A 24,740-nucleotide genomic window follows, 5' to 3' on the forward strand; every position below is an offset into this window, starting at 1 on the left:
TCAGTGAGATTATCTGCTAAAAACAAATGGATAAAACATTCTTGACGACAGGCGCGGACAAAACGGACGCTCTCTGTCAATTGCGCTGCGACCTCGACAACTTCCCTCGCCGCTTGCCGCTGAGGGACGCAGTCGATGAACGCCATGGTTGCACAACAAGCATATCGCAGCTACAGGTTTTTTGAGCACTTCAACACCTGGCCGACGAACTGGCAATACAGGCGCGATTGCCAGGCGCCCCGCATGAGGCGGAGAGCTCGCTTCATACGAGAGAGGACACGAGAAGGGCGGCCAAGGCCTGGGAGCACACGTCAGAACGGGTTCCAGGTGGCGTTGGGCGTGAATTTCACATAGCCGAGGTTGACGCCGAGACGCGCGCCCACACCGGACTTGATCGGCACAATGATGATGCCGTTGTTGGTCAGAGCTGTCATGCCGAAGCCAGCGACCAGATAAGCTGAGCCATTCACGCCGGCAAACCGCTCAAAGATCGCATCCACGGCGGGCAGGTTGTAGACCAGCATCATCGTGCGCGCGCCGTCGCCGCCGATGTCGAAGCCAAGCGACGGGCCTTGCCAGAATACGCGGCGGTCCCCGGCGTTGCGCGTGTAGAGGATGCCTTCGCCATAGCGCAGGCCGCCGAAGAAGGCGCCGGACCCTTCCTGGCCCAGGATGTAGCCGTTCGGCTGGCCCCAACGACGCGTGGCCTCCTGGATCGTGAGCGCGATACCACGCGAGACATTTCCGAAAAACTTATGGCCGGATGTGACAAGTTCGTCCGGGCTGAACGTTTCCGGCGCCTGCTGGCCAGGCCCACTGTAGCCGCCGCCCTGGGCGGCCGCGCTGGGGATATGGCCCGCGACGGCCAGGAGGGTGGCGACGAAGCCAGCCATCACCAGGCTGTAGAACCGCGACATGGGCTTCTCCTCACTCGTGCACATATCAACGCATCGGCGCAGCATCAGCACCGCGGCCGATCGAATCACAACCATGGACAGTCATGCTTAACAATGTCTGTCGTAGGGCCGGATTATCGCGCTGTGGGCTGGAGCACATCCGGGGCGAGCGCGGGGTCGCCGAAAGCGATGAAGGCGCCATTGAGGAAGGCGCGTTCGGCGTGACCATAGGTAAAGTGGCTGCCATCGGGCGCGAGCATGCGGCCGCCAGCTGCGAGCAGAATGGCTTCGCCGGCGGCGGTGTCCCACTCCTTGGTTGGGCCAAAGCGGGGATAGATGTCGGCCTGGCCGCTGGCCACGAGACAGAATTTCAGCGCAGAGGCGCGCCGTTCCACCGCCCGCACCGGCAGGCGCGAGAGCAGCGCCTCGCTTTCGGCATCCCCATGACGGCGGCTCGCCAGCGCAACCAGCCCATCGGCCGGCGCGGGTCGCGTCCTGATCGGCAGCCAATGCGCCTCGGTCGGCATCGGCCGGCCAGCCGCGACGGTCATCGCATAGGCGCGCGTGCCGCCGATATAGAGCTGTCCAAGCCGGGGCGCGAAGACCGCGCCGGCAATGGGGCGGCCGTTGCGGACCGCGGCGATGTTCACGGAGAAATCCGTCTCGCCGGCAATGAAATCGCGGGTTCCGTCCAGCGGATCGACCACGAAGAAGGAGGTTGCCAGCGGGGGCCCCGCCTCGGCGCTTTCTTCCGACACGATGGCGCATGCGGGCGCGTCTCGCTGGAGTGCGGCCACGATCGCTGCCTCCGCAGCTTCGTCTGCCGCGGTGCAGGGGCTTCCGTCATCCTTCATGTTGACGTGGAGGCTCGCCTGGGATGCTTCCGCAATGGCGGCGCCGGCCGCGATGGCAATCCTGCCGAGGAAGGCCGCGAGCGTGTCCGGCTCGCTATGGTCGATATGCAACACAATCTTCGCCTTTGAACAACGCACTGAACGAACGCTGCCGGGCACGACCTTATCCGGCGTCCCGCTCTCCTACGCCCAAGAGCTCGTCAAACATACCCCAAAATGCCAAAGCTCAACGTTCCGCGTGATATCTTAGTCTAGGGATTCCGGCCGCCAGCTTCCAAGGAGCGGCAAGGCGGTGTATCAAAAATCAACCGGGTCTGGGAGTATGAGCCGAGTGATTCTGACCTGGGGCGGAGCTGTGGATGAATTCTATCTCGTTGGATGCCCTCGATCTTGCTGCTCTGCTGTGCAGTCGTGTTTGCCATGATGTGATCAGCCCGGTCGGCGCGATCGTCAACGGCCTCGAGGTGCTTGAGGACGAGGACGATGCGTCCATGAAGGAATTCGCGCTTGATCTCATTCGCAAGAGCGCGCGGCAGGCATCCGCGCGCCTCCAGTTCGCGCGTCTTGCCTTCGGTGCGGCCGGTTCGGCCGGGGCGTCCATCGATCTCGGCGACGCCGAGCAGGTGGCGAAAGGCTTTATCCAGGATGACAAGCTGTCGCTCACCTGGGAAGCGGTCCGCGTTCTGATGCCCAAGAACAAGGTGAAGCTTCTGCTCAACCTCGTCCTGGTCGCCACAAACGCCATTCCACGCGGCGGACGTATCGACGTGAAGGTCGAGGGGGCGGACGAGACGACGACTTTTCTCCTGACCGCGACGGGACGTAGCGCGCGCATTCCCACCCATGCCGAGGAACTCATTGGCGGGCATTCGGCAGATGGTACCGTCGATGCCCATGGTATCCAGGCCTTCTACACGGGGTTGGTGGCCAAGGCTGCCGGCATGGAGATCGCCTTCTCCATCGAGGAGGAAACCGTGACATTGAAGGCCGTACCGGCGGTCTGAGCCAAGCTTTCGCAACCGATCGTCAACCGTTGGCCGTCAAACTGTGCATGCTAGTATGCGTGCATGCCCTGTTGAGGCGCGAGGGTCCGGGTTGGCGTGATGGACGAACTCCTGCGTGAGTTTCTGACTGAGACGAATGAGCATCTCGACGTCGTTGACGTCGAGCTCGTTCGCTTCGAGCGCGACCCCAACGATATTGATGTTCTTCGCAACGTTTTTCGCCTCGTTCACACCATCAAAGGTACGTGCGGGTTTCTTGGATTGCCGCGCCTGGAGGCGATCGCCCATGCGGCGGAGTCTCTGCTTGGTCGTTTTCGCGACGGCAAGGTCGAGGTGCAGCCAGAGGATGTCTCGCTCATCCTCGCCAGCATCGACCGTATCAAGCATATCGTCGCGGAACTCGACCGAACCGCGGCCGAGCCGCCCGGTACTGACCGGGATATCATCGATCAACTCGAAGGAAGCCTGAAGAGGCCTCAGCAGGACGAGCGGGTCGCGCGCGTCGCGTCCGTGGTGGAGGCCTCGCCGGATGGCGACCGGGGATCGCTGCGGCAGCCGACCATCCGCGTGACAGTGGACGTGCTTGAGCATCTGATGACGATGGTCTCGGAACTGGTGCTGACCCGCAACCAGCTGCTTGATCTTGCCCGGCGCCAGGACGACCCGGCCTTGATGGTGCCCCTGCAGCGGCTGTCGCATGTGACCGTCGAGCTGCAGGAAGGCGTCATGAAGGCGCGTATGCAGCCTATCGGCACGGTGTGGCAGAAGATGCCGCGCATCCTGCGCGACCTCGCAGTCGATCTCGGCAAGAGCATCGATCTTAAGCTGCGTGGTCCTGAGACCGAGCTGGACCGGCAGGTGCTCGAGTTCGTCAAGGATCCGCTGACGCAGCTGGTACGCAATGCGGCAGATCACGGGATCGAGGTCCCCGCAGCGCGGATCAAGGCAGGCAAGCCCGAGCGCGGCACCATCACGTTGTCGGCTTTCCATGACAGCGGTTCGATCACTGTCGAGGTTTCAGACGATGGCCGGGGGCTCGACTACCAGCGCATCAGGCACATCGCCATCGAGCGCGGGCTTATCACAGAGGCGGAGGCCGACCGGCTGGGCGATGCCGCTGTCGCGCGGTTCATTTTCCATCCCGGCTTTTCGACGGCGCAGGCCGTGACATCTGTCTCCGGTCGTGGCGTTGGCATGGATATCGTCAAGACCAACATCGATCTGATCGGTGGGTCCGTGGAGGTCCGTTCGGAAGCCGGGCGTGGCACCACTTTCGTGGTCAAGCTGCCTTTGACGCTGGCAATCGTCGCGACGCTCATAGTCGGCGCCGCCGGCCAGCGCTTCGCCATACCCCAGATGTCCATCATGGAACTGGTGCGCGTGCGGCCGGGCCAAGGCGATGCCGCCGTCGAGAAGCTGAACGATGCCCTGGTGTTCCGTCAGCGCAACGAGCTCATCCCTGTCATCCCCTTCGCGACCCTTCTAGGCCTCACCGCGAAGGATCAGGCCACAGCGCATGACGGCTTTATCGTCGTGATCCAGATCGGCCGCCAACGTTTTGGCCTGCTCGTCGATACTGTGCTGCATACCGAGGAGATCGTGGTGAAGCCGTTGAACAAGCGGCTTCGCAGCCTGCGCTGCTTTTCCGGCAGCACCATTCTCGGCGACGGTAGCATCATTCTCATCGTCGAGCCGGGTGGCCTTGTGCGTATGTTCGAGGACTACGCCGAGAGCGCCGTTCCGACGATCGAGGCGCGGCCGGAGCCCGAACCGCAGAAGATCGAGGAGGAAATGGATGGTCCGGTCTCCTTGCTGGTCTTCCGGGCCGGGAGCGACATGCCGAAGGCCGTCCCCCTGTCCCTCGTCACTCGTCTTGAGGAAATTGACGCGGCGCGCATCGAGCAGGCGGGCGGGAGGCTGCTGCTTCAGTACCGCGGCCATCTCATGCCCCTCGTTTTCGCCGACCCCGCCATGAGCCTGCAAAAGGAGGGGCGCCAGGCGATGGTGGTCTTCTCCGACGGCGATCGTTGGATGGGGCTTATCGTCGATGAGATCCTCGACATCGTGGAGGATGCGCTCACCGTCGAACTCGTTGCGGACCGGCCTGAGCTGGTGGGGTCCGCAATTGTCCGCGGCCGCGCGACAGAGATTTTGAACGTCGCGCATTTCCTGCCGCTCGGCCATGGCGCCTGGCTGCAGCGGGAGGTTGCCCCCCAGACGGTGACGCGCACCGTGCTGCTGGTAGATGATTCTGAATTCTTCCGCAGCATGCTCGCTCCACTCCTGCGCGCTTCGGGATATCGCGTACTCGTCGCCGACGGCGTGGAAGGGGCCCTGGCCACGCTCGCGCTGCCGCGCCTTGTGGACGTTGTCGTCACGGATCTCGAGATGCCGGACAGGAGCGGCTTCGATCTTATCGAAAGCCTCAGGGCTGAGCCCCGGTTCGCGGGGCTCCCCGTCATCGCCTTGTCGTCCTATGTGAGCCCGCCGATTGTGGAGCGGGCACGCAAGCTGGGTGTCGTGAATTTCGTGGCGAAGTTCGATCGCAGCGGGCTCGTGGAGGCGCTGAGCGCCGTGCTCAACGCTCGGAGCCGGGGAGTGGCCGCATAATGGCGATCGCCAAGCATTCGCCTGATCGGGGCACGGCACAGGCGCCGGTGATCGAACAGCAGGACAAGCATATCCAATATGTCACGGCGTGGGTTGCCGATCAGCTTTTCGGTATCCCCATCGCCGACGTCCGTGACGTGTTCGTCATCCAGTCGATGACGCCGGTGCCCCTGGCGCCGCCGCAGATTCTCGGCCTGGTCAATCTACGCGGGCGCGTCGTGACGGCCGTCAGTCTGCGCTGGCAGCTCGGGCTGCCCGAGCCGGCCGACCGCCAGAGGATGATCGCGATCGGTATCGAGGCGGATGGTGAATCTTATGGAGTGATCGTCGATCGCATCGGGGAGGTGCTGAATCTCATGCCGGATACGGCAGCTCCGACGCCGTTTCATCTGGATACGCGCTGGGCGAGCCTGTCGACAGGCGTGCATAGCCTCGACGATTGCCTGCTCGTCATTCTGAATGTGAGTTCCGTGCTGGCCTTCTCCAATGATAACAATGGTCTTTAATGCGAATCGCCGCTTCAAGGGCGCCACATTATGAAGCACTGTCTCATCGTCGATGACTCGGCGGTTATAAGAAAAGTGGCGCGCCGTATCCTGGAGGCTCTCGAGTTCCGGATCTCAGAGGCTGAGGACGGCGCAAAGGCGCTCGCCGTCTGTGAGCGGGATATGCCCGAGGCGGTGCTTCTGGACTGGAACATGCCCGTTATGGACGGCTACGAGTTTCTCGGGCACTTACGCCGGATGCCGGGCGGCAGGCTTCCCAAGGTTGTGTTCTGCACGACCGAGAGCAATGTGGAGCATATCGCCAGGGCCATGCAGGCCGGAGCCGACGAGTACATCATGAAGCCCTTCGATAAAGAGATCGTCGCGGCCAAGTTCCATGAGGTGGGGCTTGTCTAACCAAAGGCAACGGGACTAACGCTACTGCTGTATCGCCCGGGGAGGGCTCCTCTCAGCGCCATGTGCGTCAACAGGCAGCCTGCGGCATAGGCGGAGGGGGTATGCCTACCAGTCAGCGAAAATCAGATGATCCAACAAGGGTCATGGTCATCGGTGCGACGTCGATGTTCGACGAAGCGGCGATCGGACATCTGCGTCAGGCGGTGAATGTTGTCGCGCATTTTCCAACCATCAGCGGGGTGCTTGATGAGCTCAACGTGCTCGATCCGCATGTCGTGCTGCTTGATGTGACCGCAGGCACCTTCGACGGCATGGCCGCGCTTCAGCTCATCCTTGCGGTGAAACCCGCTGTCGCAATCATCGTCATGGTAGGCGAGGCGCCGCAAAGCGCCGATCTCAGCCTGCGCTGCCTGTCGCGTGGCGCGGCTGCCGGCATCATGCTGCCGGCGCGGGCGCGAGGAAGGCCGGTCCGGGAGACGCGCGACTGCTTTGTCCGGGCCCTTATCGGCAAGATCAGGACGGTCGCCGCACGCCCCCAGGAGCGGACGCGAATGGTCATTCCCGGTCTGCGACGCGCCGAGCCCAGCAGCACCCAACCCAGATGCATCATTATCAGCGCCTCCACCGGAGGGCCGCAGGCGCTCGCGATCGTCATGCGCGAACTTGGCCCCGCGCTCGTGCGGAGCGTTCCGATCATCATTCTCCAACATATGCCAACGATTCTGATCGCCGGCCTTGCCAGCCAGATCGGCGCTCTGTGTGGCTGTAGGGCGGCGGAGGTGGCGGACGGCGAACATATTCGTGCCGGGGCCGTTTATGTGGCGCCTGGACATCGGCACTTGCGGTTGAGGAAAGCGGGAAGGAGCGTCGTGGCCTGGCTCGATGACGGCCCGCCGGTCAATTCCTGCAAGCCGTCGGCGGATCTTCTGCTCGGCGATGCCGCAGAGGTCTATGGCTGTGCGATTCTCTCGATCATTCTTACGGGCATGGGGCAGGACGGGCTCCGGGGGGCAACCGCCTTGTCCGCCGTCGGCGCGCCCATACTGGTCCAGGACGAGGCGACGAGCACGGTTTGGGGGATGCCCGGTAGTGTGGCCCGCGCAGGCCTTGCTTCCGCGGTCGTGCCGCTCGATCAGATGGCAGCCACCGCGAAAACGTATTGGCCGGACATGCTGCGCCATGACTGAAGCTGATTATCAGTTTCTCAGTTCCTTCCTGCGTGCGCGGTCGGGCATGGTTCTGAACAGCGACGGCCACTATCTGGCCAGGAGCCGCCTTCCCGCGGTGTGCAGACGCTTTGGTCTGGTTGATCCCGCCGAGGTTGTTGCCATCCTGCGCAACGGCTCTCATCCCGAGATCGAGGCAGCCGTCGTCGAGGCGATGGTGATTCAGGAGACGTTCTTCTTCCGCGACAAGACGCTCTTTGCCCAGATTCATGAAACGGTGCTCCCCCGCCTCGTCGAAGCGCGGGCCTCCAGTCGGCGCCTGCGCATTTGGTCCGCGGCCGCGTCGACTGGGCAGGAGGCCTATTCAATCGCCATGATGCTCGCCGGTCTGGCGCCGCGCCTTGAGGGCTGGACGGTTGACATCGTCGCCACGGATCTGTCGGAGGTTGCCCTGGAGCGAGGCCGCAAGGGGCTTTACACGCATTTTGAAGTGCAGCGGGGATTGCCTATCCAGATGCTCCTCAAGCATTTCACCCAGCTGGGCGACCTCTGGCAGATCAATGCTGACCTGACCGCGATGGTGGATTTTTCTCGCATCAATCTGCTGGATGATTTCAGCGATCTTGGCACGTTTGATCTCATACTTTGTCGTAACGTACTGATGTATCTTGATGATCGGACCAAGCGCGATGTGCTTGAGCGTGCCGTCGCGCGGCTCGCCAATGATGGCAAGCTGATCCTGGGCGGGGTCGAAACCCCGCTTGGCTTGACCGAGGGCATCGTTGCCGATGCCGCGCTAAAAGGGATCTATGGCCGCGCGGGTTGCCGCTGATCGGATCTGCTGCCCAATTCTGAGCGCGGAAATCCGCAACAGACGGACCAGCTCCGGGTCTGCCAGCTCCGGGTCTGCCAGCTCCAAGTCCAACGGGGAGCGATCAGGCGGCTAGAAATAAAAAGCCCCGCCAGAGGCGGGGCTTTGGATGGGACTTTACGCATACAAGCTTTTTGCAAGTTCTTGATTGCGTGCAACTACGCTCAACCAGCGACCCAGTTTCCCCGAGGCTACTGAGGGCTCTGTCGCTGATCTGCGTTAATGACGAATTTGGAGCTTGTGTGTCGAGCAGGTTCGAGGTGACAAGACCACCTCGATCAAACCGCGAGACGCTCCTCGACCTCATTGGGCTCGCGCAGCACATAGCCGCGTCCCCAGACGGTCTCGATATAGTTCTTACCACTCGATGCATTCGCGAGCTTCTTGCGGAGCTTGCAAATGAACACGTCGATGATCTTGAGTTCCGGCTCGTCCATGCCGCCGTAGAGATGATTGAGGAACATCTCCTTGGTGAGCGTGGTCCCCTTGCGGAGGCTCAGCAGCTCAAGCATCTGGTACTCTTTGCCGGTCAGGTGAACGCGGTTCTGACCGACCTCGACCGTCTTGGTGTCCAGATTGACCACCAGGTCGCCGGTATTGATGACCGACTGGGCATGGCCCTTCGAACGCCGGACGATCGCGTGGATACGCGCAACGAGCTCGTCCTTATGGAAGGGCTTTGTCAGATAGTCGTCGGCGCCGAAGCCGAGACCTTTCACCTTGTCCTCAATGCCGGCAAGACCGGAAAGGATAAGGATTGGCGTCTTGACCTTCGCCACACGCAGACTGCGCAGGACCTCGTAGCCCGACATGTCGGGCAAATTGAGATCCAGAAGGATGATATCGTAGTCATACAACTTTCCGAGATCGACGCCTTCTTCGCCGAGATCGGTCGTGTAGACGTTAAAGTTCTCAGACTTGAGCATCAATTCGATGCTCTGCGCCGTAGCGCTGTCATCTTCGATAAGCAGTACGCGCATTGTCAGATCCCCAACCTCGCTCCACCGGCCTCACCGGCCAAGTCCCGATGCGTTAACGCAGCTCCCGGAACAGGGCGGAGTGCACGCCCAATCTCCCACTTTAATCCGACTCGCGACGCTACTCGTAAATGGATAACAAAACCTAATTCCATCGCGCAAGCACCATCAGCCGAAACTTCCATTAACCAACGCAGAACGTTGATGTTGAGCTCGTTTTGGGCTTGCATCCTGTTCGCGCCATGGTTGAAGAAATTGGATTAAGTGACTCAAGCGGTTCGTTCATCGCACCGCTTCGCAGCATCTCGAACGCTGAGAATACTCTTAACGATGCAGGTAAATGAAAGGTTGACGACGGGGCAACAAATATGAACGCGAGCTAATCGAAGCGAAAAAAATTAAGGGACCGACGAGGAACCATAGCCTCTCGCCCCCTGCCGATGGAAGATGAGCCCACAAGCTTGCGCGAAGGTGTGCTTCTCCTACAACGCTTGGTAGGCATTCGTAGGCGGAGCACGGCTTTCAAGTGAGGGCTACCGCCGATTCTGTTCTGTTGTCAGGCTCTTGACGGTAAGGAAAGCCTTCGCCGACCAGCAAAGGTAACATTCGATCAACTTCCTTGAGTAATGCTGATGATGGCCATTCTGTGGTGCGCTTGGGTGCGCCGCGGGTGCACAGTATGCGTGTTCAAGGAGTCTTTCGGCAATGAAACCGCGGGAAAGCCTGGTGCGCCTCAAGCGCTTCCAAGTCGATGAAAAGCGTCGGCGCGTCATGCAAATCGAGATGATGATCGCCGAATTCACGCGCGTCGCGTCCGATCTTGAGCGAGAAATCGCGAGCGAGGAAAGCCGCGCGGGTATCACTGACCAGAATCATTTCGCCTATCCGACCTACGCGAAGGCGGCGGCCCAGCGCCGAGACAATCTTCGCCGTTCCGCGGACGAGTTGCAGGAGCAGCTCAGCGAGGCGAAGTCCGATATGGATGCGGCAACGGCGGATCTCACCAAGGCGGAGCAGTTGGAGGACCGCGAGCAGGTCCGGTTTCGCACTGCAGAAGCACCGCGCGATCAAGCGGTCTTTGAAGCGAAAGCGTTCTCGGCGAGCTCGACCGCCAGCTTCTGACCCACGATAGTCCGGCGCCGGTTACCGCGGGCTGCCGGTGTCACTGGCCGCGACGCGATCGCGGCATTTCAGGCGGCGTTCGGCCGGTCCGACGGCTGCTGAGCGGGCCCCCATGCCCTGTCGCCGTCCCGCGGTTGGTCCTTGGGGGATGCGTGAGGTCGAGTTTGTCGATTTTTTTGAAGGCCGCGACGTAAGAACAGCTTGCGGGGGAGGGTCTGCTCGGGCACAGATGCCAGGAAACATACGGCGTTGGGCATGGGATGACATGTCGGCACCGGGCAGGGGACAGAGAGCTGGCATCGTGAGTCCATGAAGAAGACGCTTGAGTATGTCTGGCCGGTAGTCGGCCTGCTTGCGGTTGTGTTTTCGTTTTGGCTTCTCTACCGAGAGTTGAAAGATATCTCGGCGAGTGAGGTCGTAGCGAGTGTCGCGGCGATTCCCTTCCACCGTTGGGTCCTTGCGGTGGCGGCCACGATCGTGGCTTATGGCGCGCTTGCCTGGTACGATCGGATTGCCTTGCTGCATCTCGGCCGCAAGCTTTCGTGGTTCGTCATCTCCCTGGTTTCCTTCACCACCTATGCCCTCTCGCACAATATCGGTGCCTCGGTGCTCTCAGGCGCCATGGTCCGGTTCCGTGCCTATGGCACGATGGGGTTGTCAGTGGCCGAGATCGGCGTGCTCGTCGCGCTTTGCTCCTTCACCTTCGCGCTCGGCACGGTCCTGCTCGGCGGTCTTGTGCTCGTGGGTGAGCCGGAAGTGGTGCTGCGGCTGTTCGATGTGCCCATCTGGATGGCAAGGCTGATCGGCATCGGCATGCTGGTGCTGGTGGCGCTATATGTGCTCGGGTCCTGGAAAGAGTTCAAGCCGGTCAAGATCGGCCAGTTCTCCATCTATTATCCGCGCCTGAAGATCACGGTACGCCAGCTGTTCGCAGCCCCGCTCGAGCTGATCGGCGCGGCGGGCATCATTTATTTCGCCCTGCCGGAGGCCGGCAATCCCGGCTTCTTCATCGTGCTCGGCGTGTTCCTCGCTTCTTTCTCGGCCGCTCTGATCTCGCACGCGCCCGGCGGACTTGGCGTGCTCGAGTTCGTTTTCATCAGCGCGATGCCCGAGATGAACCAGACAGACGTGCTGGCAGCCCTGCTCGTGTTTCGTCTGCTCTATCTCCTCATCCCACTCGGGTTCTCGACGATCGTCGTCATCCTCTTCGAGCGGTCGCGACTGGCGAAGACTATGCAGGATCGCCTGGCGCGCAGTCCCGTCGACAGAGCCTGATCGATCACGGTGAGCGGGCGACGGCTGAGGCGTTTTTGGCTTGGATTGCGGACCCTCGCGGGGGCGGCCCGCAGCGGGTATTTCATACCCTATCGCTATGCGCGGCCGGCGCGGCGAGAGCCCTATGCGGCGCTCGAGCCTCTCTTCACGGCGGCAACGGAACAATTCGAGGCCCTGCTGGGTGAGATCGAGCGGCATGCCGCGGCCTTGTCCGCTATTCCCGTCGAAGGTGAGGGCCTGCGCTGGGGGCAGATGTGGTTTCCCCGCCTGGACGCGGCGGCGGCCTACGCCCTTGTCCGCAGCCTCCGACCGAACCGGATCGTCGAAATCGGCTCTGGTCACTCGACGCGCTTTCTGGCGCGCGCGGTCAGCGACGGCGGCCTGCCAACACGGATCACCGCCATCGACCCCGCGCCGCGCGCGTCCATCAAGGCTCTGCCGATCACTCATCACGCCAAGGTCGTCGAGGAGGTCGCTCCAGAGCTGATCACCAGTCTGGAGGCCGGGGACATCCTCTTCATCGACTCAAGCCATGTGGCGATGCCGGGGGGCGATGTCGATCGTCTGCTGCTCGATATCCTGCCGCGCGTCACGCCCGGGGTTGTCGTGCATATCCATGACATATTCCTGCCGGACGCCTATCCGGCGGAATGGGACTGGCGCGGGTACAACGAACAGCTCGTGGTGGGGGCCCTGATGCAGGGCGGGGGCTATGAAACGTTGTTCGCGAGCCGTTATGTGGCAACGCGCATGGCGGCCCGCGTCAACGAGACCGTCCTTGCGCGGCTGCCGCTCCAGTCCGGCGCTCACGAAACCAGCCTGTGGCTGCGCAAGCGGTGACCGCAGGGCGCTCAACGCCGAGGTGGCCGCGCGATTTTCGAGAGATGCCTCAGCGTGTCCGTGGCCGCGGCGCGGGAACGCTCATTCCGGCGGCGTTATAGCTCGTCAGCTTGTTGTGGAGGCTTCGCAGCGAAATGCCGAGTATCCTGGCGGCTGAGGTGCGATTGCCCTCGCAATAGTCCAGCGTAGCAAGGATCAGTCCCTGCTCGACCTCGGCGACGGTAGCGCCGACGAAGGGATGATCTTCCGGCTGGCTGGAAGGCGCGAGCTTGGAAATCGTTCCGCTCGACTGGCCGCGGCCCGTTCCCTTACCCCATGATGACCCTAACGACGCCAATGGCACCTACACACTCCCGTCACGCTCGGCTTTACATCGAGCGATAACAATCGGCGGGGTATGGTTAGGGTTTGGTTAACAGCCGTCTCACGGGCGGACCGTAGGCCACAGGCTCAGGAGACCGGCCTACTCACGACCCCGACCGCGCGGCACCACAATGCCGCGTAGTCGGGATTTTCATGAGCTACACACGGTAAGTTCCTTGCGACGCAGCTGGCCATCCGGTAGTTATGGTGGTGCGAATCGCTCAGGTGGTTCGTCGCTTCCGCCTTCTCAGAACGCGGAGGCGCTATTGACGATAGTGCTGAATGCGCGTGGTCCGTAAACCGGCCAAGCCATGGCGATCGATAGATTCCTGCCAGCCGAGGAATTCCTCGACGGTCAGTGTGTAACGTTGGCACGCCTCATCAAGACTGAGGAGGCCGCCTCGCACAGCCGCGACGACTTCTGCTTTGCGACGGATGACCCATCGCTTGGTATTCGAGGGCGGCAGATCCGCAATCGTCAGAGGACTGCCATCAGGCCCGATGACGTACTTCACCCTCGGGCGGTGGGGTTCGGTCATGATACGCTCACACTAATCGACTAACCCTTGTTATCCCCAACACTAGAGTGCTGCGCTTAAGATTTGACTAAAGGCGCAATTATTTCCGGAACTTGCGGCGGGATTTCGGCAGGAGGGCAGTTGATTCAGATCATTGCGCCGATTCCCCCGAATGCCAAAGTCGTGTGCTAGCGGCCAACCGGCCTGCCTTCCGGCATCGCAAATGGCCCGTTTTCCCCACCTTCATGGCTGGGGTGAAATGGACGCAGACGCGGGTCCAGGTCTGGAAAGCCGGATCGATGGCGCTTATAGAACACTGGATGCAGGGTGCGTAGGCCGTAAGCTGGGAGCGATTTCGTCTTCGTATCTGTGGCAGCACCAACGATGGCGGCAGACAGCAGGCCGTTGTGGAAGATCCGTTCAGATGTGATAAGCAGAGGCGAGGCGGCCCAGCTGACGACCGCTAGCCGCCGCTGAAGGCAAGATATGGTGAATAGTCTCGATCTGCCGAAGACCCCTGCCGACACGCGCGTCGTGGTCGCGATGTCGGGAGGTGTGGATTCATCGGTGGTGGCCGCGCTGCTGAAGAGCCAAGGCTACGAGGTCATTGGCATCACGCTCCAGCTCTATGACCATGGCGAAGCAACCCACCGCCGTGGCGCGTGCTGCGCCGGCCAGGACATCCACGATGCGCGCCGCGTGGCCGAGCGGCTCGATATCCCCCACTATGTGCTGGATTATGAAAGCCGATTCCGCGACGAGGTCATGGCGCGTTTCGCGGAGAGCTATCTCGCGGGCGAGACCCCCATTCCTTGTGTCGAGTGCAATCGCTCGATCAAGTTCGCCGAACTCCTGGAGACCGCCCGCGACCTCGGCGCCGACGTCCTGGCGACTGGCCATTATGTCGTGACCCGGCCGATGCCGCAGGGCGGGCGCGGGCTTTATCGCGCCGCCGATCCCGATCGTGACCAGAGCTATTTCCTCTATGCCACCACGCAGGCGCAGCTCGACTTCCTGCGTTTCCCCCTTGGCGGCATGCTGAAACCGGATGTGCGCAAGCTCGCGCACGATTTTGGGCTAGCCATCGCGGAGAAGCCGGATAGTCAGGATATCTGCTTCGTGCCAAGCGGCCGCTATACCGAGGTGATCGAGCGCTTGAAGCCAGGCGCGGTGACGCCGGGCGATATCGTGGACCACAACGGCCGCGTTCTCGGCCGTCATAATGGCATCATCCATTATACGGTAGGCCAGAGGCGCGGACTTGGCCTGTCCGTGGGCGAGCCGCTCTATGTGGTCAAGCTGGATGCTGAGCGGGGCGAGGTCGTAGTCGGCCCACGGGAACTGCTGGCGACGCGGACGATCAGTCTCAACGCCATGAACTGGCTCGGTGACGTGCCTCTCGATGGTGATGCCGTGCACGAGGTTGCAGCCCGCGTGCGTTCGACGCGCAAGCCGCGGCCGGCTCTGGTGCGCGCCACGCTCGACGGCGCGGAGGTGACCCTGCTGGATCCCGAGGAGGGCGTCGCGCCCGGCCAGGCCTGCGTGCTTTACGACAGTGCAGGTCCTGATGCCCGCGTCCTCGGCGGGGGTACCATCCGTGCGGCCGCCCGGCCGCTCTCCCAGCGTCTCGGCCCCCCGGCTGAGCCGATGTTGCGAACCGACGCCACTCTGGCGCGTTCCTTGCCATAACGAGGATAGGAAGACGGCCAGCATGGCAGAGGTACGATACGCTCAGCCCGACATGACGCTCATGCGCAAAGCCTACGCGCGTTGGGCCCCGGTCTATGACCTTGTCTATGACGGTATCACCGCGCCGGCGCGGCGTGACGCGGTCGATGCCGCGCTGGCTTGTGGGCGCGATATCCTCGAAGTCGGGGTGGGCACCGGTCTCTCGCTCGGGGACTATCCCGTCAATGCGCGCATAACGGGCGTCGATCTTTCTGCCCATATGCTCAAGCGCGCGGTCGAGAAGGCGCGCAAGAACCACTGGAGCCATGTGAAGCTGCTGGCGGTAATGGATGCCTGTCGCCTTGGCTTCGCCGATGCCACCTTCGACGCCGTGGTCGCGCAATTCCTGATCACGCTGGTCCCGCATCCGGAGGCGGCGCTGGACGAGATGCTGCGCGTTCTCCGGCCCGGCGGCGAGATCGTGCTCGCCAACCATTTCGGCGTGCCCGATGGTCCGGTCGCGCGTGTCGAGGAAGCCGTCGCGCCGCTGGCGAGCCGCCTTGGCTGGAGTTCCGCCTTCAAAGCCCGGCGCATCGAGGATTGGGCGAAGGCTCGTGGCGACGTCGAGGTGCTGTCGCTGACGCCGGCCTTCCCCCTCGGCTTCTTCAAGGTGCTGCGGCTGCGCAAGAAGAGCTGAGCGGGGCTATTGAGCCGAGCGGCTCTGAAGCATCGGCCCGAAAAGCGGAATTCGGTTTTCGGGCAAAGCCGATGCCTTGGCGGGTCGCAGCTCACCGTTATCCAACGGCGAGCGATCTCTCAGTCTTCGGATCGAAAAGATGAAGCCGCGAGACATCGCAGGTGAGCGCTACCGGCTCGCCGGCTTGCGGAACAAAACGGCCGTCAGCCATGCCCACCAATTCGTGGTCGCCGACCTTCGCAATCACCTGCGTGGTGACACCGAGCGGCTCCGCGATCACCACCGTGCCCTCCAGCCGTCCGGCCTGGTCGCCATGCCCGGCCGTGGCCGGGGTGATCGCGAGGTCATCGGGGCGGATGCCCACGGTCACGTGCTCCCGGTTGCCAAGGCGCGCGTTCGCCTCCGGCGAGAGCGGCAGGACGGCCTGCTCACCGAAGGCGATGGCGGGGCCGCCTTCGGACCTTAGAACGGGCAACCCGATGAGATTCATCGTCGGCGTGCCGATGAAGCCGGCGACGAAGGTGCTGACCGGCGCGTGGAAGACGTCGAGCGGCGTGCCGACCTGCTCGATGCGGCCGTCACGCATGATGACGATCCGATCGGCAAGCGTCATTGCTTCCACCTGATCATGGGTGACATAGACGATCGTCGTGCCGATCGACTGATGCAGCCGCTTGATCTCCGTGCGCATCTGGCCGCGCAATTGCGCGTCGAGGTTGGACAAGGGCTCATCGAACAGGAACACGGTCGGGTCGCGCACGATCGCGCGCCCCATGGCGACGCGCTGCCGCTGGCCGCCGGACAATTCATTCGGACGCCGCTCCAGAAGCTCGGAAAGGCCGAGCAGCTTGGCCGCCTCACGCACCTTCCTGTCAATGGCGTCCTTGGGCAGCTTGGCCGCATGCAAGCCGAAGGCGATGTTGCGGAACACCGTCATATGCGGATAGAGCGCGTAGTTCTGGAACACCATGGCAATGTTCCTGTCCTTGGGCTCCAGCGTATTGACCACCCGGTCGCCGATGGAGATGGTGCCGGCGCTCAGGCTCTCCAGCCCGGCGATCATCCGGAGCGTGGTGGATTTGCCGCAACCGGACGGCCCGACCAGGACGACGAACTCTCCGTCCTTGATGTCCAGGCTGATGCCATGGACGATCTCGATATTGCCATAGCGCTTGACGACGTTCTTCAGGGTGAGTTCAGCCATGGTTTCAGGCCCCGGTCGCGGTGGTCATGAGCGTCGCCATCGCGTCCGCCAGAAGTTCCTTGGAAGCTGCGTCCCGCGCCCGGTGGGCGGCGATGACGGCCCGCGCGTCGGCGGCTTCGCCGGTGTAGATGGCAAGGCTCTCGGCCATCGCCTCCGGCGCCGGACCGCCCGGCAGCTCGCGCACGGCCACGAAATGCTCCGGTGTCGTCACGCGGCGGAAGGTTGCCTCGTCGAAGGTGGGTTCACGTCCCGCCGTCTCCGCGAAAATCCGGACGAAAGTCTGGTACGGCACGTTCGACAATGTCTCTCCCGAGGCCTGCATGTGGCGGGCGAGGGTCGCGGCGATGTGGTGGGCCTTGGAGAAGGGCAGGTTCTCCTCGCGAACCAGGGAATCCGCGAGTTCGGTGATGGTGGCGTAGGACGCTTCGATATTGGCGCGCACGCGCCGGCCGTTGATTTCGGCTGACTGCACGACACCCGCCATCAGCGCAAGCACACGATGGGCTGTCGCGAAGGCCTCGTAGCCCGCGCCATGGACCTCGTGCTCGTTGTCGTTCATGTCGATGAACGGCGTGTTGTGGAGGGCCAGCAGCACCGCATCGGCATGGCCGGCGGTGAGCGAGGCAAGGAGGCGCATGTGCTCCACCGGCACGGGATTGCGCTTTTGCGGCATGATCGAGGAGATCTGCACGAAACCATCGGAGAAGCGCAGCTGGCCGACCTCGTAGGCGGTCCAATAGCCCATGTCCTGCGCGAAACGGCCGAGGCTGAGGGCCATCAGCTTGATGGCGCCGTAAGTCGCGGCGGTGTAGTCCGCGCCGGCGATGCAACCGTAGGAATTGCGCAGGATGACGGGAAAGCCGAGCAGGTCAGCCACGCGCTGGCGATCGAGCGGGAAGCCTGTTGTCGTGATGGCCGCCGCGCCGAGGGGGGAGAGGTCCACCACCGCCCGCGCTTCCATCAGCCTATTGAAGTCGCGCAGCAGGGTCTCGATGACGGCGCCGAGATAATGGCCGTAGGTCGATGGCTGCGCCGGCTGGCCGTGGGTGTAGGCCAGGATGATCGTGCCGGCATCGGCGCGGGCCCGCGCGATGAGCGTGTCGACGAGATCGAGCACCGCCGTGCCGAGCGTGTCGAGCCGTTCGCGCAGCGCCATCTTGAACAGGGTATGGTCGATGTCGTTGCGCGAGCGCCCGGTGTGCAGGCGGCCGGCCACGTCGGGATCGACCTTCTGGGCCGCGATATCCTGGGCGATCAGCTTCTCGATATAGAAGAAGAGGTCTTCATATTCGCCGGTATAGGCCACGGGCGCGGTCAACCCGGCAAATGTCGCTTCCACCCTGTCGAGCGCCTTGAACAGGGCGGCGGCCTGCTGCGCTTCAAGAAGACCTTGCTCGGCCAGCATCGCCGCATGGGCGCGATGCAGGCGCAGGAGGTGGCCGACCAGGTGCTTCTGGCTATGCATGAAGCCGGGTGCCAGCACGGTTTCGGCGTAGACGGGAGCGGGAAAGCGGTCATCGCCGCCCATCACGGCCGGAGTGCCTGTCGAAACGCTCATAACGATTATCCCTTCAGCCCGGCCAGCACGACGCCGCGGATGATGTAGCGTTGGAAGATGATGAAGACGATCAGGGTCGGCAGCGTCGCGAGCGTGGCGCCCGTCATGATAAGTTCCCAGTCCGACAGGAATTCGCCGGAGAACGAGGCGAGGCCGACGGGGACCGTGTAGAGCGCGCGGTCGTTGGTGGCGATCAGCGGCCAGAGGAAGGCCGTCCAGTTGCCGAGAAAGGTGAAGATGGCGAGCGCCGACAGGGCCGGCGTGACGAGCGGCATCGCCACCTTCCACCAGATCTGGAATTCGTTGAGCCCGTCGATGCGCGCGGCATGGATGTAGTCGTCCGGAATGCCGGAGAAGAACTGCCGCATGAGGAACACGCCGAAGCCCGTGATGAGGCCGGGGAACATGATGCCCCAGTAGCTGTTCAGCCAGCCGAAGTTCTTCGCCATGATATACCACGGCACGATGAGCATCTCGGTCGGGATCATCAGTGTGGTGAGGATCGCGATGAAGATGAACTCGCGCCCGCGAAACTTGAACTTCGCCAGGGTGTAGCCGACGAGGCTGTCGAAGAAGATGACCGAGATCGTCACGAGCGTGCTGGTGACGAGCGAGTTCACGAACCAGATGCCGAAACGCGTATTCTGAAAGATATAGGTGTAGTTATCGAGTGTCGGCTCATGGGGGATGATGTTGAGCTCATAGACCTCGTTCGGATATTTGAAAGAGGTGGCCACCATATAGACGAGAGGCACCATCATGACGATGGCGCCCATGGCGAGCAGCGTCCAGGCGACGATGCGGCCGGGGTGGATGACCGTCCCGAGGGACCAGCCGCGCGCGGTGGTGGTGTCCGAGGCGTGGGTCATGGGCGGCCCCTCATCAGGCGTAGCTGCAAGAGGCTGATCACCAGAAGGATGATGAACAGCACGAGCGTTTGCGCGGCCGCATAGCCCATCTGGAACGAGCGGAAGGCCGTGTCGTAGATGTTCAGCACGAGCGGCCGCGTCGAGTTCAAGGGGCCGCCGGCGCCATTGTCCGTCATGTTGTAGACATGGTCGAAGATGCGCAGGAAGCCGATCGACGAGATCACCAGGAGGAAGACGATGGTCGGGCGCAGCAAGGGCAGGGTGATCTCGCGCAGGATCATCCAGCGGCCGGCGCCGTCAATGCGCGCCGCCTCGTAGTAGCTGGACGGGATGGCGCGCAGGCCCGCGAGGAACAGCACCACCTGGAAACCGAGCCCGGCCCAGATCGCGGGCGCAAGGACCGCCGGCAGAGCCTGTGTGGTCGAGCGCAGGAAGGGCTGCACGTCAAAGCCGACCGAGGCCAGCATGTTGTTGAAGAGCCCGACCGGCATCGGCTGGTAGAACCAGCGCCATACCCAGGCCATCGCCACTGTCGTCGTGAGATGCGGCATGAAGTAAAGCGCGCGGATGAAGCCGTGGCCGAAGCGCACCTGATCCAGATAGTAGGCGATGACGAAGGCGAGGAGGAGGCTGATCGGCGTGCCGAGGATCAGATAGAGGAACGTGTTCTTCAGGGTCTGCCAGAAGACCGGATCGTGGATCATCTGCCGGAAGTTGTCCAACCCGATGAATTCCGGCGGTGACAACAGGTTCCAGCGCGTGAAGGCGATCCCGAAGGACTCGAAGGCCGGGTAGAAACGGATCAATCCGAAGAAGACGATGGGAATGGCCAGAAAGGCCCAGGCCCAGACCGCCTGCTTCTTCTCGACCGTGAGATTGCTATAGATCCGCATCGCTCCGCCTGTTCCCCACGTTCGTCCCACGACGTTCCTATGACGCGTCGAAGTTCCTTGTGACGCGTCGCTTGGGCGCCTGTTGCGCCGATCATGGTCCAGCCCGATTAAATCAGGATTGTTGATTTAATACGTGAGCCACGTCATTATGCAAGTGTCAGCCGCGATGCGCTGCGAATGAAGGCCCTAAGGACCAATGGTCATTCAGGAATGGCCCAAGCGACACCACCGTCATCACCGGGCTTGTCCCGGTGATCCCGACTGGAAAGGTGCCTCAGTTCATCGGGATGGCAACGGAACTCGGCTGTTGCCCAGTTCCGCATTGAATAAGCTGAAGTCGGGCAAGCCCGACTTCAGGGACAAGCCCGGCCATGACGGATGAGAATGCCGAATGTCGATTGAACCTTGAGCTGGCGGGAGAGATGACGGGCATGAGCGTTTCCGGCCTCGCTCCATTCGACAGGCGTGGTCACAACCGCCGCGTCATTCTGGATGCCTTGCGCCGGCAGGGTGCGGCGTCACGGGCCGAGCTCGCGGCGACGACCGGCCTGTCCGCGCAGACGCTGTCCTCCATCGCGGATGATCTGTGCCGCGAAGGGCTTCTCAAGATTGTCGGTCGTCGCGCATCGGCGCGGGGACAGCCTCCGATCGACCTCGCCATCAATCGCGACGGCGGATTTGCGGTGGGAATTCATGTCGAGCACGGCCGCCTCACCGGCGTGTTGGCGGATCTCGGCGCGGAGATCCGCGACGAGACGGTGCTGGCCTGCGATACGGCGACGCCTGAGACGGCTATCGGCGGCGCGTGCAGGCTGGTCGAGCGGCTCGTATCGGCCGCCGCTATCGACAGGGCTCGGCTTTGGGGCGTTGGCATCGTGCTGCCCGGCCCCTTCGGTCCCATCGATCTTGGGCCGGATCCGCTCTCCATGGCCGCCTGGTCCCGGGCCGATTTCAGTGGAGCCTATGCGGCGGCCCTGAAGTTGCCGGTTCTGGTCGGCAACGACGCCTCCGCTGCCGCCATCGGTGAGCATCTGCACGGTGTGGCACGGGATCTCAGGAGCTTCGTTTATCTTTATATCGCCGAGGGTGTCGGCGGCGGGGTGTTCGTCGACGGGCAGCCTGCGACCGGCGCTTTCGGGAATGCGGGCGAGATCGGCCGCATGGTCGTTGGCATTGCCCAGGACGGTGAGACGCCGATCACCCTGGAGGACCACGCATCCCTTGACGCGCTGCGCCGGCGGCTGAGCGAAGCCGGACTGTCGGAGGCCGCGGCCGATGATGCGCGGCTGTTCGCCACCCGGCCCGACATCGTCGCCGAATGGCGGGAGAGCGCGGCCCGCTACCTGCGTATGGCTATCGCGACGGTCGAGAGTCTCTTCGATCCGGAAACCATCGTGGTGGGCGGCCCCTTGCCGCCGCCGGAACTCAAGGCCTTGATCGCGGCGCTCGATCCGCTGCTGCCGACGGTCAGCTTGCGCAAGGACAGGGTGCAACCGCGCGTGATGATGGGCAGCGCCGGTCGGGCGTCGCCTGCGCTGGGTGGCGCAACGCTGCCTCTCTTCCGGGGCCTGACCCCGCAGCCGCGCGCCGCGCGCGTGCCGAAAGGCTTGCGGAGCGCCAGACAGGGCGCAGGTTTGCCGAATGCCACGGCCCGCTCCACGAATGGTGGAGCCGCACAATGAACGGGCTTTCCTTCCTACGCTCAGGACGCGCTGGATTGTGTGGCTGGCAGCGGCTCAAAGGCGAAGCCGTCGTCCGCGTTGCCGGTGATCGCGCCGAAGCAGCGGTCCTCCGGGAAATGGCCCGCTGCAACGACAGCGCCCTCGGTTGCCGCGAAGGCGGCGAAGCCCATGCGCGTGAGAATGGCCTGGGCCGGGTCGCGATCGGCCCGGTGGCACCAATGCGGCTCGCCGATCTGGGCCGGGCTGTGCCAAAGATCGCCGGCCGTCAGCAGCGGCCGCGCGGTACCCGAAAGGGTCACCACGCTATGGCCCTCGGTATGGCCCGGCGCCGGCAGGAGGCTGAGCTCGGTCGCGCCAAGGCGCATGACCGGCGTGTCGGTGGAGTGCCCTGTGAGGGTTCCGGCCGCGATGAGCGGCGCGATATGCGTGCGATAGGCCGCCACATGATGCGGCAGCGCCGCGTCATCGCCGGCTTTCTGCCAGTGGGCCATTTCGGCGACGGGAGCGAGGTAGCGCGCTTTGCGAAAGGTCGGGACGCCTTCCGTGTCGCTTGCCCAGCCGACATGGTCGAGGTGAAAATGGGTGAAGAGAACGAAATCGACGTCATCCGGCTGGATGCCCGCCGTGGCGAGTTCGTCCAGCAGTCTCCCGGACAGGCCGGGAAAATAGGCAACCGGCCCGGCCCCGATGCCGCAATCGATCAGGACGACCTCATCCCCGATCCGGAGGGCGAATGCATTGAAGCGGGTGTGAAAACGGTGATCGGGAAACCAGCGGCTCATGAGATCCGGCCTCCGGCTCACATCAGCCTTTGGAAAAGAATAAGACCATTCCGCCGGGGAGGGCGCTGCATCGGTCAAGGCGAAAAGAGTAGCGCCGCCAAGATCGAGCTGTCGCATGGTAATCTCCGAACTTTGATTGTGGCTATGCAGAAATGAAATTTTTGTTCATCTGCAGGCCATCCATTCTCCATGAATTAAGTGCCATCGTTTGAAAGCGATAACAAGGGAGAGACTACAATGACCGATGATAGAGCGGGAAAATGCGGTAAGGGTAGTGGGTTGTCGATCAACCGCCGCGTGTTCGCTACGGGTGCGATGGCGACGGGCTTTGCGGTGGCTGCACCCGCCGTCTTGCGCGCCCAGACGGTTGAAATCGAGTATTGGCAGTATTTCTTCAAGGAACGCGTCGAGGCGATCGATGCCCTCATCGCGCAGTTCGAGGCGGCCAATCCCGGCATCAAGGTCAAGCACTCGCATTTCCCCTATGCGCAGTATCGCACGAAGGTCGCCGCCGCCGTGCCGGCGGGCGAGGGCCCGGCCGTGCTCCAGCTCTATTTCGGCTGGATGCGCGAATATTCCAGGGCGAAGCTGATCCAGCCCTTGCCGACGGACGTGTTCAAGGCGGCCGATATCGACAAGAACTTCTTCCCCTTCGTGCAGCTCATGAAGCGCGATGACGCCTATTGGGCCATCCCGACCGCAGTGCGCAGCCTTGGGATGTTCTACAACAAGAAGCTCCTCGAGGGCGCGAGTATCGCGGAGCCGCCGAAGACGCTCGATGACTACGTGAAGACGGCTCTCGCGGTCGCCAAGCACGACTCGTCCGGCAACCTGATCACCGCCGGCGCCACCATCGGCCTGCCTTCGCAGGATAACCACTGGTGGCGCGACATTCTCATCCGGCAGTTCGGCGGTAAGCCCTACAGCGACGATTTCCGCACCGTCACATATGGGAACGAGCACGGCGCGGCGGCGCTTGCCTGGTACACTGACCTGCAGCGCAAGCACAAGGTGGCGACGGCCGGCTTCGTGGGCGAAACGCAGGCGGCCTTCAAGTCGGGCAAGGCTGGCCTGACTGTGGATGGCTCCTTCCGCCTCGGCAGCTTCAAGACGGCGCGCGGTTTCGACTGGGGTGTGGCGGAAGTGCCGACCCACAACGGCATCAAGTCCAACTACGCATCCTACTGGGTCAATGGTCTTACCGCGGGTGTCACCGGCGCGAAAAAGGACGCTGCGACCAAGTTCCTCGCCTTCATCACCACCGATGACGCGATGCAGCTGTGGCTCGACAAGACGGGCGAGTTGCCGGCCAAGCCGAGCGTGGCCCTCAGCCCCAAGAACCTGGCCGATCCTCTGACCGGGCCGATGCTCAAGGGCCTGGAATATGCGCATACGACCGATTTCGTGAACGAGGATGCAAACCTCCAGAACTTCGCGAATATGATCGACCGGGTGCTGATCCAGAATCAGGATCCGTTGGAGTCCGTCAAGATCGCGGCTGCCGCCGAGCAGAAGCTGATCGACGACTATTACAAGTCCTGATCACGAGAAAACGCACGCCAGCTATCGGGCTGGCGTGCCTTCCTTACCGGCGACAAGATGTGAGGTGCGGCTCAGACGCCGCCGAGCGGATCCGGGCCGAATCGATTGGGCCCGCGCGTGCCCGGCTGGCAGAACCAGATAATCAGGATGATGCCGCCGATGCCTGTGAAGCCAAGCAGCACCCACCATCCCGTCCGGTCCATGTCGTGGAAGCGGCGGACGGCCAAGGCAAGCGTCGGCAGAAACAGCGCGAGATAGGCGAGGCCGTTGAGCGGCGTGACGGCCATCTCACCGGTCTCGAACAGGAGGCGATCGATGCCGCCGGCGACGAGATAGACGACAATGGTGAACAGGATCCAATACCAATAGGCCGAGCGCGACGCGCGGCCGTTGAAATTGACGTAGTTCTGGAAACCGGATGCGACCGCTTGGCTGAATGTCATGGCC

General features: G+C 62.8%; 24 protein-coding genes. 13 read left to right on the top strand and 11 right to left on the bottom strand.

Translation table 11 applies throughout. The features are described 5' to 3' along the window. Positions 1-311 precede the first annotated feature (311 nt). Together KIO74_RS17945 and KIO74_RS17950 are read right to left on the bottom strand one after the other, a co-directional pair. Positions 312-917: a DUF1134 domain-containing protein gene (locus KIO74_RS17945; protein WP_213333134.1), complete on the bottom strand. Its 606-nt coding sequence runs from the start codon at positions 915-917 to the stop codon at positions 312-314. Between the two features lie 113 nt (positions 918-1,030). Next, a complete protein-coding gene (locus tag KIO74_RS17950) occupies positions 1,031-1,864 on the bottom strand; it encodes a 3'(2'),5'-bisphosphate nucleotidase CysQ family protein (RefSeq protein ID WP_213333135.1) in 834 nt (277 codons plus the stop codon). Between the two features lie 245 nt (positions 1,865-2,109). Here KIO74_RS17950 and chpT point away from each other — a divergent pair, with 245 nt between their 5' ends. The 6 genes from chpT (at position 2,110) to KIO74_RS17980 (ending at position 8,264) form a co-directional block, all read left to right on the top strand. Next, positions 2,110-2,754 (top strand): histidine phosphotransferase ChpT, encoded by a 645-nt coding sequence (gene chpT / locus KIO74_RS17955; RefSeq protein WP_213333136.1) that lies wholly within the window; start codon positions 2,110-2,112, stop codon positions 2,752-2,754. Between the two features lie 99 nt (positions 2,755-2,853). Further along, positions 2,854-5,364, top strand: coding sequence for a hybrid sensor histidine kinase/response regulator (locus tag KIO74_RS17960; RefSeq protein ID WP_213333137.1), 2,511 nt, complete (start codon positions 2,854-2,856; stop codon positions 5,362-5,364). Then, positions 5,364-5,870, top strand: a complete 507-nt coding sequence (locus KIO74_RS17965; protein ID WP_213333138.1) for a chemotaxis protein CheW — start codon at positions 5,364-5,366, stop codon at positions 5,868-5,870. The genes KIO74_RS17960 and KIO74_RS17965 overlap by 1 nt, the downstream gene beginning before the upstream one ends. Before the next feature lie 30 nt (positions 5,871-5,900). Then, complete coding sequence (locus KIO74_RS17970; protein ID WP_213333139.1) at positions 5,901-6,266, top strand: response regulator; 366 nt, start codon at positions 5,901-5,903, stop codon at positions 6,264-6,266. Positions 6,267-6,409: 143 nt separating this feature from the next. Next, positions 6,410-7,453, top strand: coding sequence for a chemotaxis protein CheB (locus tag KIO74_RS17975; RefSeq protein ID WP_213333140.1), 1,044 nt, complete (start codon positions 6,410-6,412; stop codon positions 7,451-7,453). Continuing rightward, the gene (locus KIO74_RS17980; protein ID WP_213333141.1) at positions 7,446-8,264 is read left to right on the top strand and encodes a CheR family methyltransferase; all 819 of its coding nucleotides are present in this window, start codon (positions 7,446-7,448) and stop codon (positions 8,262-8,264) included. The genes KIO74_RS17975 and KIO74_RS17980 overlap by 8 nt, the downstream gene beginning before the upstream one ends. Positions 8,265-8,581: 317 nt before the next feature. Here KIO74_RS17980 and ctrA read toward each other — a convergent pair whose 3' ends face one another. Then, on the bottom strand, positions 8,582-9,283 hold the full coding sequence (ctrA, locus tag KIO74_RS17985) for a response regulator transcription factor CtrA (protein WP_110374681.1): 702 nt from the start codon (positions 9,281-9,283) through the stop codon (positions 8,582-8,584). A gap of 702 nt (positions 9,284-9,985) precedes the next feature. Here ctrA and KIO74_RS17990 point away from each other — a divergent pair. The 3 genes from KIO74_RS17990 to KIO74_RS18000 all read left to right on the top strand — a co-directional run bounded on the left by KIO74_RS17990 (position 9,986) and on the right by KIO74_RS18000 (position 12,517). Further along, positions 9,986-10,402, top strand: a complete 417-nt coding sequence (locus KIO74_RS17990; protein ID WP_213333142.1) for a flagellar export protein FliJ — start codon at positions 9,986-9,988, stop codon at positions 10,400-10,402. Positions 10,403-10,711: 309 nt separating this feature from the next. Then, positions 10,712-11,677, top strand: a complete 966-nt coding sequence (locus tag KIO74_RS17995; RefSeq protein WP_213333143.1) for a lysylphosphatidylglycerol synthase domain-containing protein — start codon at positions 10,712-10,714, stop codon at positions 11,675-11,677. A gap of 45 nt (positions 11,678-11,722) precedes the next feature. After that, positions 11,723-12,517: a class I SAM-dependent methyltransferase gene (locus KIO74_RS18000; RefSeq protein ID WP_249731047.1), complete on the top strand. Its 795-nt coding sequence runs from the start codon at positions 11,723-11,725 to the stop codon at positions 12,515-12,517. A gap of 49 nt (positions 12,518-12,566) precedes the next feature. Here KIO74_RS18000 and KIO74_RS32680 read toward each other — a convergent pair whose 3' ends face one another. Continuing rightward, positions 12,567-12,860 (bottom strand): helix-turn-helix domain-containing protein, encoded by a 294-nt coding sequence (locus tag KIO74_RS32680; protein ID WP_213333145.1) that lies wholly within the window; start codon positions 12,858-12,860, stop codon positions 12,567-12,569. Between the two features lie 283 nt (positions 12,861-13,143). Further along, complete coding sequence (gene sciP, locus KIO74_RS18010; RefSeq protein WP_110374685.1) at positions 13,144-13,419, bottom strand: CtrA inhibitor SciP; 276 nt, start codon at positions 13,417-13,419, stop codon at positions 13,144-13,146. A 468-nt stretch (positions 13,420-13,887) separates the two neighbouring features. On the opposite strand from sciP, the gene mnmA reads away from it, so the two are divergent. Together mnmA and KIO74_RS18020 are read left to right on the top strand one after the other, a co-directional pair. Next, the gene (mnmA, locus tag KIO74_RS18015; protein ID WP_213335777.1) at positions 13,888-15,087 is read left to right on the top strand and encodes a tRNA 2-thiouridine(34) synthase MnmA; all 1,200 of its coding nucleotides are present in this window, start codon (positions 13,888-13,890) and stop codon (positions 15,085-15,087) included. A gap of 22 nt (positions 15,088-15,109) precedes the next feature. Continuing rightward, entirely contained in the window at positions 15,110-15,763 is a 654-nt protein-coding gene (locus KIO74_RS18020) for a class I SAM-dependent methyltransferase (RefSeq protein WP_213333146.1), read from the top strand. A 97-nt stretch (positions 15,764-15,860) separates the two neighbouring features. Here KIO74_RS18020 and KIO74_RS18025 read toward each other — a convergent pair whose 3' ends face one another. From KIO74_RS18025 to KIO74_RS18040, 4 genes are read right to left on the bottom strand one after another with little or no spacing between them, the layout of a single operon-like run. Then, on the bottom strand, positions 15,861-16,967 hold the full coding sequence (locus tag KIO74_RS18025) for an ABC transporter ATP-binding protein (RefSeq protein WP_213333147.1): 1,107 nt from the start codon (positions 16,965-16,967) through the stop codon (positions 15,861-15,863). A 4-nt stretch (positions 16,968-16,971) separates the two neighbouring features. Further along, positions 16,972-18,525, bottom strand: coding sequence for an argininosuccinate lyase (gene argH / locus KIO74_RS18030; protein ID WP_249731049.1), 1,554 nt, complete (start codon positions 18,523-18,525; stop codon positions 16,972-16,974). 5 nt (positions 18,526-18,530) lie between these two features. Further along, the gene (locus KIO74_RS18035; protein ID WP_213333148.1) at positions 18,531-19,394 is read right to left on the bottom strand and encodes a carbohydrate ABC transporter permease; all 864 of its coding nucleotides are present in this window, start codon (positions 19,392-19,394) and stop codon (positions 18,531-18,533) included. After that, positions 19,391-20,287, bottom strand: a complete 897-nt coding sequence (locus KIO74_RS18040) for a carbohydrate ABC transporter permease (protein WP_213333149.1) — start codon at positions 20,285-20,287, stop codon at positions 19,391-19,393. Before KIO74_RS18040 ends, KIO74_RS18035 begins: the two co-directional genes overlap by 4 nt. 371 nt (positions 20,288-20,658) lie before the next feature. Between KIO74_RS18040 and KIO74_RS18045 the strand changes: the two genes are divergently transcribed. Further along, positions 20,659-21,969 (top strand): ROK family transcriptional regulator, encoded by a 1,311-nt coding sequence (locus tag KIO74_RS18045; protein WP_213333150.1) that lies wholly within the window; start codon positions 20,659-20,661, stop codon positions 21,967-21,969. A 20-nt stretch (positions 21,970-21,989) separates the two neighbouring features. Here the strand turns inward: KIO74_RS18045 and KIO74_RS18050 are convergent, their stop codons facing one another. Next, the gene (locus KIO74_RS18050) at positions 21,990-22,868 is read right to left on the bottom strand and encodes an MBL fold metallo-hydrolase (protein ID WP_213333151.1); all 879 of its coding nucleotides are present in this window, start codon (positions 22,866-22,868) and stop codon (positions 21,990-21,992) included. A gap of 120 nt (positions 22,869-22,988) precedes the next feature. Here KIO74_RS18050 and KIO74_RS18055 point away from each other — a divergent pair, with 120 nt between their 5' ends. After that, entirely contained in the window at positions 22,989-24,293 is a 1,305-nt protein-coding gene (locus KIO74_RS18055) for an extracellular solute-binding protein (RefSeq protein ID WP_249731050.1), read from the top strand. Positions 24,294-24,364: 71 nt separating this feature from the next. On the opposite strand, the gene KIO74_RS18060 is transcribed toward KIO74_RS18055, so the two are convergent. After that, complete coding sequence (locus KIO74_RS18060) at positions 24,365-24,736, bottom strand: DUF805 domain-containing protein (RefSeq protein WP_213333152.1); 372 nt, start codon at positions 24,734-24,736, stop codon at positions 24,365-24,367. Positions 24,737-24,740 lie beyond the last annotated feature (4 nt).

Source organism: Chelatococcus sp. HY11 (assembly GCF_018398335.1).
In the GTDB taxonomy this organism is placed as follows: domain Bacteria; phylum Pseudomonadota; class Alphaproteobacteria; order Rhizobiales; family Beijerinckiaceae; genus Chelatococcus.

What these genes read in the sequence shown, in the direction of transcription:
- KIO74_RS17945 (WP_213333134.1), bottom strand. Translation starts at nt 917, where the DNA reads ATGTCGCGGTTCTACAGCCTGGTGATGGCTGGCTTCGTCGCCACCCTC.
- chpT (WP_213333136.1), top strand. Translation starts at nt 2,110, where the DNA reads ATGAATTCTATCTCGTTGGATGCCCTCGATCTTGCTGCTCTGCTGTGC.
- KIO74_RS17960 (WP_213333137.1), top strand. Translation starts at nt 2,854, where the DNA reads ATGGACGAACTCCTGCGTGAGTTTCTGACTGAGACGAATGAGCATCTC.
- KIO74_RS17965 (WP_213333138.1), top strand. Translation starts at nt 5,364, where the DNA reads ATGGCGATCGCCAAGCATTCGCCTGATCGGGGCACGGCACAGGCGCCG.
- KIO74_RS17970 (WP_213333139.1), top strand. Translation starts at nt 5,901, where the DNA reads ATGAAGCACTGTCTCATCGTCGATGACTCGGCGGTTATAAGAAAAGTG.
- KIO74_RS17975 (WP_213333140.1), top strand. Translation starts at nt 6,410, where the DNA reads ATGGTCATCGGTGCGACGTCGATGTTCGACGAAGCGGCGATCGGACAT.
- KIO74_RS17980 (WP_213333141.1), top strand. Translation starts at nt 7,446, where the DNA reads ATGACTGAAGCTGATTATCAGTTTCTCAGTTCCTTCCTGCGTGCGCGG.
- ctrA (WP_110374681.1), bottom strand. Translation starts at nt 9,283, where the DNA reads ATGCGCGTACTGCTTATCGAAGATGACAGCGCTACGGCGCAGAGCATC.
- KIO74_RS17990 (WP_213333142.1), top strand. Translation starts at nt 9,986, where the DNA reads ATGAAACCGCGGGAAAGCCTGGTGCGCCTCAAGCGCTTCCAAGTCGAT.
- KIO74_RS17995 (WP_213333143.1), top strand. Translation starts at nt 10,712, where the DNA reads ATGAAGAAGACGCTTGAGTATGTCTGGCCGGTAGTCGGCCTGCTTGCG.
- sciP (WP_110374685.1), bottom strand. Translation starts at nt 13,419, where the DNA reads ATGACCGAACCCCACCGCCCGAGGGTGAAGTACGTCATCGGGCCTGAT.
- KIO74_RS18020 (WP_213333146.1), top strand. Translation starts at nt 15,110, where the DNA reads ATGGCAGAGGTACGATACGCTCAGCCCGACATGACGCTCATGCGCAAA.
- KIO74_RS18025 (WP_213333147.1), bottom strand. Translation starts at nt 16,967, where the DNA reads ATGGCTGAACTCACCCTGAAGAACGTCGTCAAGCGCTATGGCAATATC.
- argH (WP_249731049.1), bottom strand. Translation starts at nt 18,525, where the DNA reads ATGAGCGTTTCGACAGGCACTCCGGCCGTGATGGGCGGCGATGACCGC.
- KIO74_RS18035 (WP_213333148.1), bottom strand. Translation starts at nt 19,394, where the DNA reads ATGACCCACGCCTCGGACACCACCACCGCGCGCGGCTGGTCCCTCGGG.
- KIO74_RS18040 (WP_213333149.1), bottom strand. Translation starts at nt 20,287, where the DNA reads ATGCGGATCTATAGCAATCTCACGGTCGAGAAGAAGCAGGCGGTCTGG.
- KIO74_RS18045 (WP_213333150.1), top strand. Translation starts at nt 20,659, where the DNA reads ATGACGGATGAGAATGCCGAATGTCGATTGAACCTTGAGCTGGCGGGA.
- KIO74_RS18050 (WP_213333151.1), bottom strand. Translation starts at nt 22,868, where the DNA reads ATGCGACAGCTCGATCTTGGCGGCGCTACTCTTTTCGCCTTGACCGAT.
- KIO74_RS18055 (WP_249731050.1), top strand. Translation starts at nt 22,989, where the DNA reads ATGACCGATGATAGAGCGGGAAAATGCGGTAAGGGTAGTGGGTTGTCG.
- KIO74_RS18060 (WP_213333152.1), bottom strand. Translation starts at nt 24,736, where the DNA reads ATGACATTCAGCCAAGCGGTCGCATCCGGTTTCCAGAACTACGTCAAT.